Source organism: Duganella sp. 1224, from assembly GCF_013408245.1.
Classification (GTDB): domain Bacteria; phylum Pseudomonadota; class Gammaproteobacteria; order Burkholderiales; family Burkholderiaceae_D; genus Rugamonas.
Map to the genome: position 1 here is coordinate 240,879 of NZ_JACBYS010000004.1, position 18,013 is coordinate 258,891.

Below are 18,013 nucleotides of genomic sequence, written 5' to 3' on the forward strand. Positions count from 1 at the left end.
CACGGCCTCTGCCGTACGCGCGCGTACGGCAGAGGCCGTGTAGAAATGGAGGACCTGACCCCGGATTTCCTTTGCCCCCGGCTAGCCGCGAGTGCGGCGGGCTGGGTTCGTCCGCCGATCCACTCAGCGTTCGATAAAAAGGAAAATCCATGAGCTTTGATCCCAGCATGACCACCGCGCAGTTCGCGGCCGGCGGCACCCGCCTGATCAGCCGCCTGACCACCGCCGATCTCGCCGCGCTGTCTACCGACTATCTGGTCGCCATGACCACCTCCCAGGCCCACGCGCTAAACGCCGCGCAGTTGTCGGCCCTGTCCGACGCCAGCATCGGCGCGCTGGAGGAGGCCGACGTCGCCGCCCTCGGCCTGGCCGCGCTGACCGTGGCCTCGCAGTCCACCCGTTTCATGGCCGCGCTGAGCACCAGCCAGGTGGCGTCGCTGTCCGCGGCGGAGGTGCTGGTGCTGAGCGCCAAGGGCTTGTCCGGCCTGCAGCCGCAGGCGCTGGCCGCCATGCGGACCCAGCATCTGGCCTCGCTGCGCCAGATGCAGTTGCAGGCGCTGACCGCCGACCAGCTGCGCACACTCACCACCGCCCAGATCGCCGCGCTGACGCCGGCCCAACTACCCTATCTGCGGGTGAGCCACGCCGATGGCGTCGACGCTTTCCGCAGCGACCAGATCGCGGCCTTCAGCACCCGCCAGGTGGCGGCGCTCAGCACTGCTTTTGTGGCCAGCCTCAGCGCCACCGAGCTGGCGGCGATCGAAACCGCCGACATCGCCGCGCTGACCGCGTCCCAGTTGGGCGCGCTGAACGCGCGGCAGGTGCTGGCCCTGAGCGACACCCAGTTGTACGCGCTCGGCAGCCGCCAGATCGGCGCGCTCGGCACGGCGCAATTCCAGGCGCTGGACGCCAACCGCCTGCACGCGCTGAATACCACCGCGCTGGCCGGCATCAGCGCCCGCCAGCTGAACGCGCTGTCCGACGACACCTTCGCCGCGCTGGACAAGCAGGACCTGGCGCGCCTGAGCACCTTCGCCATCGCCGGCATCGGCACCCGCCTGCTGGCGCTGCTGGATGGCGAACGCATCGGCGCGCTGACCACGCGCCAGATCGCCGCGCTGAGCACGGCCAGCCTGGCGGCCTTGCGCAGCGACCAGTTCCTGGCGCTCAACACGGCGCAGGTCGCCAGCCTGAGCCCGCTCCAGCTGGGCGGCCTGTCGCCCGCCAACCTGGCCGCCCTCGACGGCGACCAGCTGGCCGCGCTGCCGCTGTCGTTGATCGCCTCGCTGAACGCGGCGCAGTTTGCCGCGCTGGGCGGCGCCGCGCACGACATCGGCACGCTGACCAGCAGCCAGATCATGCAGCTGCTCACGGCCGCGCTGTCCGGCATGACCACCGACCAGGCGCTGGCGCTCACCACCGACCAGGCCGCGCTGCTGAACGCGACCCAGGCCTCGGCCCTGTCGACGCAGGTGATCGCGGCGCTGGAGTCGCAGGACTTTGGCGCCCTCAGCGGCGCTGCCATTTCCGGCCTCAGCGCCAGGCAGTTTGCCGTGCTGCGCAGCGACCAGATCCTCGGCCTGACCACGGCCCAAGCCGCTGGACTGGGCAGCGTCCATCTCGCCGCGCTGGCCACCGATGTACTGCGCCAGATGCGCGCGGAGGAAATCGCCGCGCTGAAACCGGCCGCGCTGGCCGGGCTGGGCATGTTCCAGATGCAGGCGCTGTCCAGCGACCAGTTGCGCGCGCTGAGCACCACCCAGTTCGCCGCGCTGACCAGCACGCAGTTCCGCGCGCTGCACACCGAGATGGTGGCCAGCCTGGAAACGCAGGACGTGGCGGCGTTGAACGCCAGCGTGATCGGCACGCTGTCCAACGGCGCCGTGGCCGCGCTGAGCAGCGCACAGCTCGCGGCCCTCGGGGCGCGCCAGGTGGCGGCCTTGTCCAGCGACGCGCTGGCCGCGCTCAGCGACGAGCAGTTCGCCCTGCTGAGCGCGCAGCAACTGGCCGGGCTGACGTCGCGCCAGTATCAAAGCCTGTCCACGCATGACATGGCCGCGCTCAACGCCGCGCAGTTTGGCGGCCTGTCGACGCAGGTGATCGCCAGCCTGACCACGGCGCAGGCGGCGGCCCTGACCACGGAGCAGGTGGTGGCGCTGACCACCGCCCAGGTGGCCATGCTCAGCAAGTCGGTGCTGGCGGCGCTGGAAACGGAAGATCTGGCGGTGATGGAAACCGAGGATTTGCACGCGCTCGGCAGCGCGCAATTGAAAGTGCTGTCGACCGCGCAATTGAGCGCGTTCACGGCGGCGCAGGCGAATGTATTCACCACCGCGCAGATGGCCGGCCTGAGCACGGCGCAACTGGCGGTGCTGAACGCCGCCCGGGCCGCCCAGCAAACCACCGCCGCCGCGATGAGCATGCGGGTGCGCGACCTGGTGCAGGCCATGGCGTCCTACGGCGGAGAGGCGGCGCCGGCCGCGCTGGAACCGCAACGCCAGCAGGCCGCCAGCCACTTGCAGCTGAATATCTACGCGCCGGAGACGCCCCAGCACTTGGCGGCGCCGCGCGCCTAGCGCGTCACGGCAGGATTACAGCGGCTGGAACACGCCGGCCGCTTTGTTCTTCTGCACGTTGTCCCAGGCGAAGATCTTGCCGTTCATGGCCACGTACACGCCAGGCGGCAGGGTCTGCGCCACGCCGGCCGCGAAGCCGAGGTTGAACAGCGCGTCGGAATTGGCGATTTCGTAAGGAATCATGGCGCCGGTCAGCACGATGGTCTTGCCGAGGTTGGCCGGACCCAGCACCTGCGCCGTCTGCGGCATGGTGTCGGTGCCGTGGATGATGACGATGGCGTTTTCGGCGGCCGCCTGGCACGCGGCCAGGATGCGCTGGCGGTCGGCGTCCACCATGTCCAGCGAATCCATCAGCGGCAGCTGCTCCAGCGCCACATCAATGGTCAGACGGCAACGTTTCAGCAGGTCCGGCACGTGGCTGTCGGCGAAGCCGAGGGTGCCGTTCAGTTCGTTGTAATGTTTGTCGAAAGTGCCGCCGGTGGCCAGGATACGCAGGGTCATGATAAAAATCCAAGCTAACTAAAAGATCCGCATCATAACTCAAGCGGGACTGGAAACTTGGGTCGACTATGTCTACACTGATTTCTTTGTTCGCTCAGGTCATCATGAAAGCGCTCGCTCCCGGCACTGTTATTTTTCACCGCCACCGTGGCTACGGGGTGATCACCACGGTCAATCTGCTGACCGGCTGGATCTCCGCCCGCTTCGGCAGCGAGTCGCGCACGCTGGATCTGAACCTGTCCACCGACGAGGTGCAGTTTGCCGACGGCGAGGCCATCCTGTTCCGCCGCGCGCCGCCCGACCGCATGCCGCACGCGCGTCTGATGGCGGTGGTGCGCGAACTGCACCAGGCCGGTTATCAGAAGCTCTATCTGTATTCGTGGCCCAAGCCGTCCGGCCTGCACTGGCGCTGGCACCTGTTCACCGGCCAGCGCGACTGGATGCAGCGCTCGTGGCGCGAGGGCTGGTACGGCTCGGGCGCCGACTACAACAGCAATCCGGTCATGGGCTGGGGCGATACGCCGGGCGCCACCACCGAGGAGCTGATCCACGCGCTGGCGAAATTCGATCCGCAGGGGCTGGCGCAGGCGCTGGGCCGCGATGAGGATCACACCGCCTGGTTCGCCAGCGTGTGCGATGCGCTGCTGCCCGGCTATATGTACAGCCTGGACATGCAGCGTCCCAACGGCGGCCCGCTGACCGAGATGCCGCCGGTGCCGGTGATCCCGGTGCGCGCCTCGCTGCCGCCCTACGCCGGCCCGGACCTCGCCTGGCCGCCCGGTTGGGCCGGCCTGTGGAGCAAGGTCCACGTGATGCCGACGCCGCGCGTCAACCTCACCGGCGTGCCTGACGAGCGTAGTCTGGATTATTGAGGTTGGCGGCAACGCCGTTGGCGAAATCCACCACGTTCTGGAAGGCGTGGCGGAAGTACAGCTCGTAGCTGTCCCGCTCGACGTAGCCCAGGTGTGGCGTCGCCAGCACGGTGGGGATGCGCAGCAGCGGCGAATCGGCCGCCAGCGGCTCCGAGCTGAACACGTCCAGCGCCGCGTGGCCCGGCCGTCCCTTCTGTAAGGCCTGCTCCAGCGCGTCCGGCTGCACCAGCTCGGCGCGGCTGGTGTTGACGAACAGCGCGTCCGACCGCATGCGCGCCAGATCCTCGGCCGTGACGATGCCGCGGGTGGCGTCGTGCAGCCGCAGATGCAGGCTCAATACATCGGCCTGCTCGAAGAAGGCCGCGCGCGACGCCGCCGCCTGATGGCCATCGGCCACGGCCTGGTCGCGGCTGGCCTGGCTGCCCCACGCCAGCACCCGCATGCCGAAGGCGCGGCCGTAGCCGGCCACGGTCTGGCCGATCTTGCCGTAGCCCCAGATGCCCAGCGTGCGGCCCTTGAGGGCGAAGCCCAGCCCGTTCAGTTCGGGATTGATCGACGCCGTCTGCCACAGCCCGTCCCGCAGATTGTTCGCGTACGGCACGATCTTGCGCGCGGCCGCCATGATCAACGCCCACGTCAGCTCGGACGGCGCGGTCGGCGAGCCGACGCCCTCGGCAATCGCGATCCCCAATTCGGTGGCGGCGGCGACGTCGACGTGGCCGGACAGCCTGCCGGTCTGCGAAATCAGCTTCAGGTTGGGCAATCTGGCCAGCAGCGCGCGGTTGAAAGCGGTGCGTTCGCGGATCAGCACCAGCGCGTCGTAGGGCGCCAGCCGGATCGCCAGCTGGCCCAGCCCCCGGGTGCTACTGTTGAACACTTTGACGTCGTGGTCGGCCAACAACTCGAAGCATTTCAGGCTCGGAGTTGCATTCTGGTAATCGTCAAGAATTGCGATTTTCATGGAAGATGAACGATGTTTTAAGAAATTTCGTAGGGAAATAACACCCTCGGAGATCAGCCGAATAGCTTACTACTTTACTCAACCAATTCTCCTACATTTTTGTATGGAACCCCTGTTGACGGGTGTACAATCGGCCAAAAATCACAAGCCCGGCGACCTGATCCGGGCTGCGCCACGACCGCCGTAACGACCGCCGACCCATTTCGAATGGACCTCTGAGCGCCTAGCCACAAGCTGACGACGATCTGCCGCCACCGAATTCTTTATTAGCATTGGAGGTATCATGAATCAGCCCGTGATGGGTGGCGTTGCACCATTGAACGCCCCAGCTTACATCAAACAGCAAAAGCTCATCAATTGGGTGGCCGAAATCGCCGCCCTGACCAAGCCGGACCGCATCTACTGGTGCGACGGCTCGCAGGAAGAGTACGACCGCCTGTGCGCGGAAATGGTTGCCGCCGGCACCATGAAAAAGCTCAACCCGGAAAAGCGTCCGAATTCCTACCTGGCCTGCTCGGACCCGAGCGACGTCGCCCGCGTCGAAGACCGCACCTTCATCTGCTCGGCCACCCGGGAACAGGCAGGCCCGACCAACAACTGGATGGACCCGGCGGAAATGCGCGCCACGCTGCACCCGCTGTTCGACGGCTGCATGGTCGGCCGCACCATGTACGTGGTGCCGTTCTCGATGGGCCCGCTGGGCTCGCCGATCGCCCACATCGGCGTCGAACTGTCGGACTCGCCGTACGTGGCGGTCAACATGCGCACCATGACCCGCATGGGCAAGGCCGTCTACGACGTGCTGGGCACCAATGGCGAGTTCGTGCCATGCGTGCACACCGTCGGCGCGCCGCTGAAGGCCGGCCAGAAAGACGTGGCCTGGCCATGCAACGCCACCAAGTACATCGTGCACTACCCTGAAACCCGCGAAATCTGGTCCTTCGGTTCCGGCTACGGCGGCAACGCGCTGCTGGGCAAGAAGTGCTTCGCGCTGCGCATCGCCTCCAACATGGGCTACCAGGACGCGCAGAACGGCGGTCCCGGCTGGTTGGCCGAGCACATGCTGATCCTCGGCGTGGAATCGCCTGAGGGCAAAAAGCACTACGTGGCGGCGGCCTTCCCGTCGGCCTGCGGCAAGACCAACTTCGCCATGCTGATCCCGCCGGGCACCTTCAACGGCTGGAAGATCACCACCATCGGCGACGACATCGCCTGGATCAAGCCGGGCGCCGATGGCAAGCTGTACGCCATCAACCCGGAAGCCGGCTACTTCGGCGTGGCCCCGGGCACCAACGAAAAGACCAACTACAACTGCATGGCCTCGCTGCGCGAGAACACCATCTTCACCAACGTGGCGCTGACCGATGACGGCGACGTCTGGTGGGAAGGCCTGAGCAAGCCGGCGCCGAGCCACCTGATCGACTGGCAGGGCAAGGACTGGACGCCGGAATCGGCCACCAAGGCTGCGCACCCGAACGCCCGCTTCACCGTGCCGGCCACGCAGAACCCGGTGATCGACCCGGCGTGGGACGATCCGGCCGGCGTGCCGATCTCGGCCTTCATCTTCGGCGGCCGCCGCTCGACCACGGTGCCGCTGGTGACCGAGGCGCGCGACTGGGTGGAAGGCGTGTACATGGCCGCGACCATGGGCTCGGAAACCACCGCCGCCGCCGCCGGCCAGATGGGCGTGGTGCGCCGCGACCCGTTCGCCATGCTGCCGTTCATCGGCTACAACATGAGCGACTACTTCCAGCACTGGCTGGACCTGGGCAAGAAAGTGCAGCAGATCGACGGCGCCGTGCTGCCGAAGATCTTCTGCGTCAACTGGTTCCGCACCGACGAGCAGGGCCACTTCGTCTGGCCTGGCTTTGGCGACAACATGCGCGTGCTGAAGTGGATGCTGGAACGCATCGAAGGCGAAGCGGGCGGCATCGAAAACATCTTCGGCACCACCCCGCGCTTCGGCGACCTGAAGTGGGACGGCAGCCCGTTCTCGCCGGAAGAGTTCGAAATGATCACCTCGATCGACAAGGACGCCTGGCGCGAAGAGCTGAAGCTGCATGATGAACTGTTCACCAAGCTGGCCTACCGCCTGCCGGAAGAACTCAAGGCGGTGAAAGCTGACCTGGAAAAACGTCTGGCACGCTAACCCAAGTCGGGGTCAGAGCCGACATTCGGACATTTGTCCGAATGTCGGCTCTGACCCCGAACTTTTTTGCTTGCTGTTTCGCACAGGTGTGCTAAAGTTCCGCACATGGATACGTTGACAGCAAAAAGCGAGGCCACTTACGCCGCCATTCTGGAGGCGGCGCTGGACATGGCCGCCACGGATGGCATCGGCAAGCTGTCGCTGGGCGAACTGGCTAAGCGCACCGGCATCAGCAAGAGCGGCGTGTTTTCGCGCGTCGGCTCGCTGGAGGCCTTGCAGGCCGCCGTGCTGGATGAATATGACCGCCGCTTCGGCGCGGAGATTTTCCTGCCGTCGCTGCAACAGCCGAAGGGCCTGCCGCGCCTGATCGCCCAGGTCGACGCCTGGTCGCGCCGCGTGGCGGACGAGGGCTTGCGCAATTCCTGCCTGTACAGCGCCGGTGCCTTCGAGTTCGACGACCAGCACGGCCCGTTGCGCGACCGCCTGCAACAGGGCGCCGAAGCCTGGCGCGCCTCGCTGCGCAAGACCATTCTGCAGGCGATGGAGCTGGGCCACCTGCGGCCGGATACCGATCCTGGCCAACTGGTCTACGAAATCTACAGCCTGATCGTCGGCCTGATCCACGATACCCGTTTCCTCCACGACGGCCAGGCGCTGCGCCACATGCAGCGCGCCTTCAGCCGGCTGATTTCCACCTACAAGAGCTTTAACGACATCGGATAGCGCCACGCCCTTTTTTTGACCACATTTCGCACATCTGTGCGAAACGGAGCCCACCATGAAAACCTTTCTGCTGATGTTGCTTGTCCTGCTTTGCCTGCTGTGGCCGCGACTGGGCCGCACGTTGCGGTCGCTCCCGGACCGCAACGACGACTTCGTCCTGTTTTAACGGTATTGCGCGCGCTCGCCCAGGATGGCTTTCGGCTCCAGGTATGCCTCCAGGCCATACGGGCCAAACTCGCGGCCGATGCCCGACTGCTTGAAGCCGCCGAACGGCGCCAGCAGATCGTCGTGGATGCCGTTGATGTGCACCCGGCCGGCCACCAACTGGTCCGCCACGCGGTTGGCGCGCGCCAGATCGGTCGAGCTGACGTAGGCTTGCAGGCCGTACGGTGTATCGTTGGCGATGGCGATGGCTTCCTCTTCGGTGTCGTAGGTCATGATCGACAGTACCGGCCCAAAGATTTCCTCCTTGGCGATGGTCATCGATGGCGTGACGCCGGCAAACACGGTCGGCTTGACGAAGTAGCCCGCCTCCAGCCCGGCCGGCTTGCCCAGGCCGCCGGTCACCAGTTCCGCGCCCTCCTCGATGCCGACGCCGATGTAATGCTGCACACGGTCGAACTGCTTCTGCGTGACGATGGGGCCCAGCGCCACGGTGGCATCATGCGGATCGCCGACCACCATGGCTTCCGCCGCCGCCTTGGCCAGCGCCTTCACTTCCTCCAGCCGATGCGCCGGCACCAGCAGGCGCGAACCGGCGATGCAGGCCTGGCCGTTGTTCATGTAGCAGGCCGCCACCGCGTTCGGGATCGCCTTGCTGAAGTCGGCGTCGTCCAGGATCACGTTGGCGCTCTTGCCGCCCAGTTCCAGCGTCACGCGCTTCATGGTGTCCACGCCGAGTCGGGCGATCTGCTTGCCGACCGGCGTCGAACCGGTGAACGAAATCTTGTTGATGTCCGGGTGCACGCTCAGCTCCGCGCCAACCACGTCGCCGCGGCCGTTGACGAAGTTGACCACGCCCGCCGGCAGTTGCGCCGCGTGGAAGGCTTCGATCAGCACCTGGTTCTGGCGCGCGCTCAATTCGCTCGGCTTGACCACCACCGCGCAGCCGGCCGCGATGGCGGTGGCCACCTTGTTGGCGATGAACCAGGCGCTCGAATTCCACGGCGTGATGATGCCGACCACGCCCACCGGCTCCAGCACCACCTTCGAGGTGTTCACGGTCTTCACGAACGCGTGGTCCTCCATGACTTTTTTCACATCCAAAAACATCTTGGCGGTATAGCGCGCGCGGTTGACGCTGGTATTCATCGGCCCGCCGTATTCCTCCACCTGGGCGATGGCCGAGTCCTCGGCGCGCGCCAGCACGGCGGCGTGCAGGCGTTCCAGCATGGCGCCGCGTTCCGCCTTGGTGGTACGCGAGAAGGCCGGGAAGGCCGCCTTGGCGGCAGCGATGGCGCGGCGCGTGTCCTCGACGTCGCCCAGGCGCACCTGGCCGTCCCGCTGGCCGGTGGTGGGATTGATAAGATCGAACATCTCGGTGCCGTGAGGCGTGACGAACTGGCCGTTGATATAGATTTGATCGATGGTGTTCATGACAGCTCCTTTGCTAGGTTGATGGAGCCATTCTAGGAATTCGCGCGCCGCCGCATCAGTGGGATTCCTGCCGCATGGTTGCCTGATTCTGCAATCCATGCCGGTGTTTTGGCATTCCGTCACAATTGCACAGCGCCTGGCCGGCGGCGGGACTACAGTGCACGCTCAAACTTCTTCACGATAGGCCGACATGACAACCACCACCCGCATCGGCGCCGCCAGCGCCCTGTTGTTTTCCCTGATCCTGGGCGTGGCCCACGCCGACAACGCCGCTCCCGACCTGGAAGCGCGCCGCGCAGCCCTCAAAAGCCTGCTCGACGAGCAGTGGCAATACACCCTGCGCACCAGCCCCGAATGGGCCTCGCTGCTGGGCGACAAGCGCTATAACGATAAATGGTCCGACTTTTCGCAGGCCGGCATCGATGCCGACCTCCAGGCCAGCGCCGATTTCCTCAAGCGCTTCGAAGCGCTGGACACCACCGGCTTCCCGCTGCAGGAGCAGCTGAACCGCGAGCTGATGGTGCGCCAGCTGCGCCAGAACCTCGACGGCGCCCGCTTCAAGGACTGGGAGATGCCGCTGGCGCAGAACTCCGGCGTGCATATCGACACCCCGATGATCATCTCGGCGCTGAACTTTGAAACGGTGAAGGACTACGACGACTACATCAAGCGCCTGCACACCTTGCCCAAGCTGTTCGACGAAACCCGCGTGCAGATGGAAAAAGGCGTGCGCGATCACCTGATGCCGCCAAAGTTCCTGATCCCGAAAATCGTCAAGCAGTGCGAGGACGTGGCGGCCATGAAGCCGGCCGATTCGCCGTACGCGGAGCCGCTGAAGAAATTCCCGAAAGACTTCTCGGCCGCCGACAAGGCGCGCCTGAGCAAGGAGATCCTGGCGGCGGTGAAGAACGACGTGGCGCCCGCCTACAAGAAGCTGGCGGTGTACACCAAGACCAAATACCTGCCTTACGGCCGCAAGGACGTGGGCATGTGGTCGCTGCCGGAGGGCGCCGCGCGCTACGCCTTCAAGGCCAAATCGTCCACCACCACGGACATGACGCCGGAAGAGATTCACCAACTGGGCCTGTCGGAAGTGGCGCGCATCGAAGCGCAGATGCTGGCCACCGCGCAGAAGCTGGGCTACAGCGACCTGAAGACCTTCAACAAGGCGGTCGCGGACAATCCCGCGCTGCACCCGAAATCGCGCCAGGAGATCATTGACCTGTATCAGAAATACACCGACCAGATGTACGTGCAGCTGCCTAACCTGTTCGGCGTGCTGCCGAAGAATAAGGTGGAAATCAAGCCGGTGGAGGAATTCCGCGAGAAGGGCGCGTCCGCCGCGGCCTACATGCCGGGCTCCCCGGACGGCAAGCGTCCTGGCCGCGTGATGGTCAACACCGGCGACTTCGCGCACCGCTCCACCATCGACATCGAAACCACCGCGCTGCACGAAGGCGTGCCCGGCCACCACATGCAGCTGACCGTGGCGCAGGAGATCAAGGGCCTGCCGGACTTCCGCCAGCAGGGCAATTACACCGCCTACGCCGAAGGCTGGGCGCTGTACTCGGAACGCCTGGGCGAGGAACTGGGCTTCTACAAGGACCCTTACAGCTACTACGGCCACCTGCAGGACGAGATGCTGCGCGCGATCCGCCTGGTGGTGGACACGGGCCTGCACTACAAGCACTGGGACCGCCAGCAGGTGGTGGACTTCTTCCACGCCCACTCGGGCATCGAGGAAGTGGAAGTGCAGAGCGAGACGGACCGCTACATCGTCTGGCCGGGCCAGGCGCTGGGCTACAAGATCGGCCAGCTGAAGATCCTCGAACTGCGCGACTACGCCCGCAAGGAACTGGGCGAGCGCTTCGACATCCGCGCCTTCCACGACCAGGTGCTGGGCGCCGGCGCGCTGCCGATGGATGTGCTGGAGACCCACATCAAGCAGTGGGTGGCCGAGCAGAAGAAGGCCTAATTAACTTAACCTCGTCGTTCCGGCGCAGGCCGGAACCCATAGAACGTATGCATGGCACAACGCATGCGACGCATGGATTCCGGCCTGCGCCGGAATGACGGGGCGACGGCATTATTTACGGTGCCAGGCGCCGCAGATCTATTTTGGTGACCCACCAGGCGCGGTTCTGGAACGTGAAGTCCAGCGCGCCGATGGGCACCACCTTGCCGTCGCTGGCCTGCACCTCGCCGGGACGCGGCAACTGGTCGTTGTCGCCCTTGTTGTCGGCCAGGTAGTCCAGCGCCTGCATCAGGCGCGGATCATCGCGCTTCATGGCGGTGCAGATGCCATACTGGTCGCACACCTGCACCGGAAAGGCGATGAAGCGCACCGCGCGGTCCAGCATGTCGTCGTTGCGCAGATAGTTGAACACCCAGCCGGCGGTGTCGCCAAGGTCGCGCGCGCGGGCCAGGATGGCGTCGTTCTCCTGCTGCAGCTCCACCCGCATCGAGCGGTTCTGCGAGAACAGCATATCGTTCACGCGCCAGCCGTCGTCTTCCTGCACCAGCACATAGCGGATCTGGCGGTCGTAGGCCGTGCCCATGTCCGGATAGACGTTGAAGGTGGCTTCCACCACGTTGTCATCCACGCGGCTGATCTTGAAGCTGGAGCGGTCGAAGTCCAGGCTGGGCGAGACGTCCTGCGCGTCGAGGAACACGTCGCCATCGGCGCCGTAGCCGCACACATCGTCGCTGCGCGACAGGCTGTAGCAAAGCTGGATGTTGGCATCCACCAGCGCTTCCAGATCCTTGGAGTAGAAGCCCGGCGGCACCTGGCTCGGTTGCCGCTTGTCCGGCCGCGCCAGATGGTCGCGATAGAAATCGGTGATCAGGTCCAGTTGCTGCTGCTTCTCGGACCACGCCTTGTCCGCCTGCAGCACCACCATGGCAAACACAAACAGGCCTATGCCCACCGGCAGCAGGCGCTTCTTATTGATCTTCATGGTGCGATCCGTAATTTCTTGATGTCCTGCATGGGCGGCGCGCCGAACAGGCGGCGGTATTCGCGGCTAAACTGCGAAGGGCTTTCGTAGCCGACCTTGTAGGCGGCGGTGGTGGCGTCCACGTCGCCGTTGAGCAGCAGCGCGCGCGCCTGCTGCAGGCGCAACTGCTTCTGGTATTGCATCGGCCCGATATTGGTCACTGCCTTGAAACGGTGGTGCAGGCTGGAGACGCTCATATTGGTGGCCTGCGCCAGGTCCTCCACCTTGATCGGCTGGTCGTAGTGGTCCTTGAGCCAGGCGATGGCCTTGCTGATGCCGCGGTCCTGCTGGTCCAGCACCACGTTCTGGTATAGCTGGCGGCCGTAAGGGCCGTTCAGCATGCGGTAGATGATTTCACGCTTCAGGCCCACCGACAGGAACGCCGCTTCCGACGCCGGCGCCTGCAGCAGGCGCACCAGCTGGTACAAGGACTCCTGCAATGTCTCGTCGGTCTTGCCGATGAAGGCGCCGCGCACCGGCTGCTCCGAATCGATGGCGATGTTCGCTTCCAGCACGATCGCCGCGATCTCCTGCGGATCGAGCTCGATGTTCAGCAGCAGGTACGGCGCGTTCGCGGTGGCGCGGATGATGTGGCCGGAGGCCGGCATGTCGACCGTCACTACCAGGTATTCGCCGGGGCCGTAATCGAGAATGTCGTCGGCCAGGTGCACGCGCTTGAGGCCTTGCAGAATCACGCAGCACGACGGTTTGAGCACGCCCTTCGCCACCGGCGTCGGGTGCGAGGAGCGCAGCAGGGACAGGAACGGTATCGCCGTCGCCACCTGCCGCTCGTCCACCGCGTGCTGCTGGACGATGTCGATCATGTGATCGAGGCGGGTGAGGGCGATGTCGCGCTTCATGGCGTACTTACCTCAGCAGCGGCACCAGGTATTTGCCGGTCACGCTGGCGGGGTTCTTGGCCACGTCTTCCGGCGCGCCGCTGGCGATGATCTGGCCGCCGCCGGCGCCGCCTTCCGGCCCCAGGTCGACGATCCAGTCGGCGGTCTTGATCACGTCGAGATTGTGCTCGATGATGACCAAGGTGTTGCCCTGGTCGCGCAGGCGGTGAATCACCTTCAGCAGCAGGTCGATATCGTGGAAGTGCAGGCCGGTGGTCGGCTCGTCCAGGATGTACAGCGTGCGGCCGGTGTCGCGCTTGGACAGCTCCAGCGACAGCTTGACGCGCTGTGCCTCGCCGCCGGACAGCGTGGTCGCGCTCTGACCCAGCTTGATGTAGCCCAGGCCCACGTCCAGCAGCGTATGCAGCTTGCGCGCGATCAGCGGCACCGGCTTGAAGAACTCGTGCGCGTCCTCCACCGTCATGTCGAGGATCTCGGTGATGTTCTTGCCCTTGTACTGGACTTCCAGCGTTTCGCGGTTATAGCGCTTGCCGTGGCAGACGTCGCACGGCACGTACACGTCCGGCAGGAAGTGCATCTCGACCTTGATCACGCCATCGCCCTGGCAGGCCTCGCAGCGGCCGCCCTTGACGTTGAACGAGAAGCGGCCGGCGCTGTAGCCGCGTTCCTTGGCGGTCGGCACGGTGGCGAACAGGTCGCGGATCGGCGTGAACAAACCGGTGTAGGTGGCCGGATTCGAACGCGGCGTGCGGCCGATCGGCGCCTGGTCGACCGAGATCACCTTGTCGAAGTGTTCCAGGCCGGAGATGGTGTCGTGCGGCGCCGGCTCGGTCTGCGAACCATACAGGTGGCGCGACAGCGCCGGGAACAGCGTGTCGTTGATCAGCGTCGATTTGCCAGAGCCGGAGACGCCGGTCACGCAGGTCATCAGGCCCACTGGCAGCTTCAGGTTGACCTTCTTCAGGTTGTTGCCGGTGGCGCCGGTGATCACCAGCTGCTTGTCCGGATCGGCCACGTGGCGCTTCTTCGGCACTTCGATCTTGCGCGTGCCGCTCAGGTACTGCGCGGTCAGCGATTTTTTATTTTTGAGGATGTCCTTCAGCGAACCGGCCGCGATGACGTCGCCGCCATGCACGCCGGCGCCCGGGCCCATGTCGACGATGTAGTCGGCGGTGCGGATCGCGTCCTCGTCGTGCTCCACCACCAGCACGCTGTTGCCGATGTCGCGCAAGTGCTTCAGCGTGTCGATCAGGCGGTCGTTGTCGCGCTGGTGCAGGCCGATCGACGGCTCATCCAGCACGTACATCACGCCGGTCAGGCCGGAACCGATCTGCGACGCCAGGCGGATACGCTGCGCCTCGCCGCCCGACAGCGTGTCGGCGCTGCGGTCCAGCGACAGATAGTCGAGGCCCACGTTGTTCAGGAACTGCAGGCGCGAGATGATCTCTTTCACGACGCGGTCGGCGATGTCCTTCTTGGCGCCGCGCAGCTTCAGCTGCTCGAAGAACGACAGCGTTTCGCGCAGCGGCTTCTCGGCGATCTCGTAGATGGCCTTTTCCTGCTTGCCGGTGCCGACCTTGACGTAGCGCGCTTCCACGCGCAGGCGCGCGCCTTCGCAGGACGGGCACTTCTTCTCGTTGATGAACTTCGCCAGTTCCTCTTTCACCGCCATCGAATCGGTTTCGCGGTAGCGGCGCGCCAGGTTGTTGACCACACCTTCGAACGTATGTTCCTTGACCACGGTGCGGCCGCGCTCATTGATGTAGGTGAACGGGATCGAGGTCTTGCCCGAGCCATTCAGCACCGCGTCCTGCGCCGCCTTCGGCAGCTTCTCGAACGGCACATCCAGGTCGAAATCGTAGAACGCCGCCAGGTTGGACAGCATCGAGAAGTAGAACTGGTTGCGGCGGTCCCACCCCTTCACCGCGCCGGAAGCCAGCGACAGGTTGGGGAAGGCGACAATGCGCTTCGGATCGAAGAACTCGATGTGACCGAGGCCGTCGCACTCCGGGCAGGCGCCCATCGGGTTATTGAAGGAGAACAGGCGCGGCTCCAGCTCCTGCAGCGAGTAGCCGCAGATATTGCAGGCGAACTTGTTGGAGTAGACGTGCTCCGTGCCGCTGTCCATTTCCAGCGCCACGGCGCGGCCATCGGCCAGGCGCAGCGCGGTCTCGAAGCTTTCGGCCAGGCGCTGCTTGATGTCCGGGGTGACCTTGACGCGATCGATCACCACGTCGATGGTGTGCTTCTCGGTTTTCTTCAGCTTCGGCAGGTCGTCCACTTCGTAGATCTTGGCGTCGTGCGTGCCGCTCTGCACGCGGAAGCGGATGAAGCCCTGCGCCTGCATCTGCTCGAACAGGTCCGAGTGCTCGCCCTTGCGGTTGGCCACCACCGGCGCCAGGATCATCAGCTTGGTGTCGGCCGGCAGGGCCAGCACCGCGTCCACCATCTGCGACACGGTCTGCGCAGCCAGCGCCTGGTCCGGGTGGTTGATGCAGTACGGCGTGCCGACGCGCGCGTACAGCAGGCGCAGATAGTCGTGGATCTCGGTCACGGTGCCGACGGTCGAACGCGGGTTGTGCGAGGTGGCTTTCTGCTCGATCGAGATGGCCGGCGACAGGCCCTCGATCAGGTCCACATCCGGCTTTTCCATCAGCTGCAGGAACTGGCGCGCGTAGGCCGACAGCGATTCCACGTAGCGGCGCTGGCCCTCGGCGTACAGCGTATCGAACGCCAGCGAGGACTTGCCGGAACCGGACAAGCCGGTAATCACAATCAGCTTGTTGCGTGGCAGGTCAAGATTGATGTTTTTCAGGTTGTGCGTGCGTGCGCCGCGGATGCGGATCTGTTCCATGGGATTTTTTGGCCTTTCGAGTCAACCCGTCACTATAGCCGGGTTTGATTACTTGCGCCGGGCGCACGTCGGTTTGTGCGTACGCAAGCTAACACTGTACATAATACCAGTATTTTCTTGCGTTCGTTCAACTTGGCTGATGCGGGCGTTGTTGCAGCGCTTCGCCGATCATCACCAGCACCGGTCCCTGAGCCGCGTCCAGCCCGTTGGCCAGGCCGTCCAGCGTCAGGCGCAGGATGCGCTGGTCGGCGCGGCTGCAGTTTTCCACCACCACCACCGGCAGATCCGGCCGGCGGCCCTCGGCCAGCAGGCGGGCGGCGGTGGCGGCCGCCTCGCGCCCGCCCATGTATTGCACCAGAGTATCAGTTTCCGGCAATGCGGGATGATCGGGCTCGTCCGGCGCGGTGCTGGATGTAAAGAAGGCAACGCTGCGGGCGACGCCGCGGCGGGTCAGCGGCTGCTTGGTGGCGGCGGACGCGGCCAGCGCGGTGGTGATGCCGGGCACCACCTCGACCTCGATGCCCTCCGCCTCCAGCGCGCGCAGCTCCTCGTCGGCGCGGCCGAACAGCATCGGATCGCCGCCCTTGAGGCGCACCACCATCTGGTACTGGCGGGCGCAGTCCACCAGTTGCTGGTTGATGACCGTCTGCGCGGTCGAGCGCTGGCCGGAGCGTTTGCCGACCGACATCAGCTTCGCCTGGGCGCACAGGGCCAGCATCTCCGGCGTGACCAGCGCGTCGTACAGCACCACCTCGGCCTGCGCCAGCAGCCGCGCGCCGCGCACCGTAATCAGGTCGGCGGCACCCGGTCCCGCTCCGATCAAATAGACTTTCCCCAGCGCTGACATTGCGATCCTTTTTTAACGTGTCAGGACGAATGATACCGGCTGCGGGGCGGTTTGGGTTTCGCTTGGCACGGCTCCGGCCGCTAGTGTAAGATGCGATCCTTGGGTGCGCCGTTGGCATGTTTGTCACGGCGTTAAACGGGAAACCGGTGTGAATCCGGTGCAGCCCCCGCTGCTGTAAGCCAGACGACTCCGTCATCACGTCACTGCCGTAACACGCGGGAAGACACGGAGAAGGATGAAGGCGAGCCAGAATACCGGCCCAAAAAGTCCAGCACCATTCCCCGGGGTTACGGGAAGCCGCTGTCGACCGGCTCTCCGCCGCCCGCTTTCCGTCGACCGTCCTTTCCGCTCCCGCCTTGGTGTCCATCCAGCCCATTCGACGGGAGGTTTCGAATGCACATCATGGAAGGCTTTTTGCCGCCGGCGCACGCGCTGGGCTGGGCAGCCGCTTCCTTACCTTTTCTGGCCTGGGGCCTGCGCGCCATCGACCGCGACCTGCGGGCGCATCCCGAGCGGCGCATGCTGCTGGGCGTGGCGGCGGCGTTCGCGTTCCTGCTGTCGGCGCTGAAGCTGCCGTCGGTGACGGGCAGCTGCTCGCATCCGACCGGCATCGGCCTCGGTGCGGCCTTGTTCGGCCCCGCCGCGATGGTGCCGGTGGGCTTTGTCGTGCTGCTGTTCCAGGCACTGTTGATGGCGCATGGCGGCCTGACCACGCTGGGCGCGAATGTGTTTTCGATGGCGATTGTGGGGCCGTTCGTGTCGTACGGCGTGCTGCGTGGCGTGGCGGCGCTGGGCTTTTCGCGTTCGGTGGCGGTGTTCATGGCGGCGTGCCTGGGCGATCTGGCGACGTATGTGACCACGTCGGTGCAACTGGCGCTGGCGTTTCCGGCGGCGGTGGGCGGCTTCAGTGTGTCGTTCTTCAAGTTTGCCGGCATCTTCGCGCTGACGCAGGTGCCGATCGCCATCAGCGAGGGGCTGCTGACGGTGCTGGTGGTGAACGCCATGGTGCGTTTCAACGCGCATGAACTGCGCGCGTTGCCGGTGATGGCGCTCGGCGCGCGGAAGGGTGGCGCATGAA

General features: G+C 65.3%; 13 protein-coding genes and 1 riboswitch. Of the genes, 6 read left to right on the forward strand and 7 right to left on the reverse strand.

Annotation, left to right across the window (positions count from 1 at the left end):
- The first annotated feature begins 149 nt into the window (after nucleotides 1–149).
- Nucleotides 150–2,576, forward strand: coding sequence for a hypothetical protein (locus FHW58_RS19665; protein WP_179674864.1), 2,427 nt, complete (start codon nucleotides 150–152; stop codon nucleotides 2,574–2,576).
- A 15-nt stretch (nucleotides 2,577–2,591) separates the two neighbouring features.
- On the opposite strand, the gene FHW58_RS19670 is transcribed toward FHW58_RS19665, so the two are convergent.
- Nucleotides 2,592–3,077 (reverse strand): asparaginase domain-containing protein, encoded by a 486-nt coding sequence (locus FHW58_RS19670; protein ID WP_179674865.1) that lies wholly within the window; start codon nucleotides 3,075–3,077, stop codon nucleotides 2,592–2,594.
- Between the two features lie 104 nt (nucleotides 3,078–3,181).
- Here FHW58_RS19670 and FHW58_RS19675 point away from each other — a divergent pair, with 104 nt between their 5' ends.
- Nucleotides 3,182–3,949, forward strand: coding sequence for an L-asparaginase (locus FHW58_RS19675; protein WP_179674866.1), 768 nt, complete (start codon nucleotides 3,182–3,184; stop codon nucleotides 3,947–3,949).
- Here FHW58_RS19675 and FHW58_RS19680 read toward each other — a convergent pair.
- Nucleotides 3,912–4,910: a D-2-hydroxyacid dehydrogenase family protein gene (locus tag FHW58_RS19680; RefSeq protein ID WP_179674867.1), complete on the reverse strand. Its 999-nt coding sequence runs from the start codon at nucleotides 4,908–4,910 to the stop codon at nucleotides 3,912–3,914. The two genes, FHW58_RS19675 and FHW58_RS19680, sit on opposite strands and share 38 nt — an antisense overlap.
- A 283-nt stretch (nucleotides 4,911–5,193) precedes the next feature.
- Here FHW58_RS19680 and FHW58_RS19685 point away from each other — a divergent pair, with 283 nt between their 5' ends.
- A complete protein-coding gene (locus tag FHW58_RS19685; RefSeq protein ID WP_179674868.1) occupies nucleotides 5,194–7,059 on the forward strand; it encodes a phosphoenolpyruvate carboxykinase (GTP) in 1,866 nt (621 codons plus the stop codon).
- Nucleotides 7,060–7,164: 105 nt separating this feature from the next.
- Nucleotides 7,165–7,782 carry a TetR/AcrR family transcriptional regulator gene (locus FHW58_RS19690; RefSeq protein WP_179674869.1) on the forward strand — a complete coding sequence of 206 codons (618 nt, stop codon included), beginning with the start codon at nucleotides 7,165–7,167 and terminating at the stop codon, nucleotides 7,780–7,782.
- 162 nt (nucleotides 7,783–7,944) lie between these two features.
- On the opposite strand, the gene FHW58_RS19695 is transcribed toward FHW58_RS19690, so the two are convergent.
- A complete protein-coding gene (locus FHW58_RS19695) occupies nucleotides 7,945–9,378 on the reverse strand; it encodes an aldehyde dehydrogenase family protein (RefSeq protein WP_179674870.1) in 1,434 nt (477 codons plus the stop codon).
- Nucleotides 9,379–9,568: 190 nt separating this feature from the next.
- Here FHW58_RS19695 and FHW58_RS19700 point away from each other — a divergent pair, with 190 nt between their 5' ends.
- The gene (locus FHW58_RS19700; protein WP_179674871.1) at nucleotides 9,569–11,353 is read left to right on the forward strand and encodes a DUF885 family protein; all 1,785 of its coding nucleotides are present in this window, start codon (nucleotides 9,569–9,571) and stop codon (nucleotides 11,351–11,353) included.
- Nucleotides 11,354–11,468: 115 nt separating this feature from the next.
- Here FHW58_RS19700 and FHW58_RS19705 read toward each other — a convergent pair whose 3' ends face one another.
- The 4 genes from FHW58_RS19705 to cobA all read right to left on the reverse strand — a co-directional run bounded on the left by FHW58_RS19705 (nucleotide 11,469) and on the right by cobA (nucleotide 16,935).
- A complete protein-coding gene (locus tag FHW58_RS19705; RefSeq protein WP_179674872.1) occupies nucleotides 11,469–12,335 on the reverse strand; it encodes a hypothetical protein in 867 nt (288 codons plus the stop codon).
- Entirely contained in the window at nucleotides 12,332–13,234 is a 903-nt protein-coding gene (locus FHW58_RS19710) for an AraC family transcriptional regulator (protein ID WP_179674873.1), read from the reverse strand. The genes FHW58_RS19705 and FHW58_RS19710 overlap by 4 nt, the downstream gene beginning before the upstream one ends.
- Before the next feature lie 7 nt (nucleotides 13,235–13,241).
- A complete protein-coding gene (gene uvrA, locus FHW58_RS19715; protein ID WP_179674874.1) occupies nucleotides 13,242–16,088 on the reverse strand; it encodes an excinuclease ABC subunit UvrA in 2,847 nt (948 codons plus the stop codon).
- A gap of 127 nt (nucleotides 16,089–16,215) precedes the next feature.
- The gene (gene cobA / locus FHW58_RS19720) at nucleotides 16,216–16,935 is read right to left on the reverse strand and encodes a uroporphyrinogen-III C-methyltransferase (protein ID WP_179674875.1); all 720 of its coding nucleotides are present in this window, start codon (nucleotides 16,933–16,935) and stop codon (nucleotides 16,216–16,218) included.
- Between the two features lie 84 nt (nucleotides 16,936–17,019).
- Nucleotides 17,020–17,213, forward strand: a riboswitch (cobalamin riboswitch).
- Between the two features lie 115 nt (nucleotides 17,214–17,328).
- Between cobA and FHW58_RS19725 the strand changes: the two genes are divergently transcribed.
- Nucleotides 17,329–18,012 carry an energy-coupling factor ABC transporter permease gene (locus FHW58_RS19725; protein WP_179674876.1) on the forward strand — a complete coding sequence of 228 codons (684 nt, stop codon included), beginning with the start codon at nucleotides 17,329–17,331 and terminating at the stop codon, nucleotides 18,010–18,012.
- Nucleotide 18,013 lies beyond the last annotated feature (1 nt).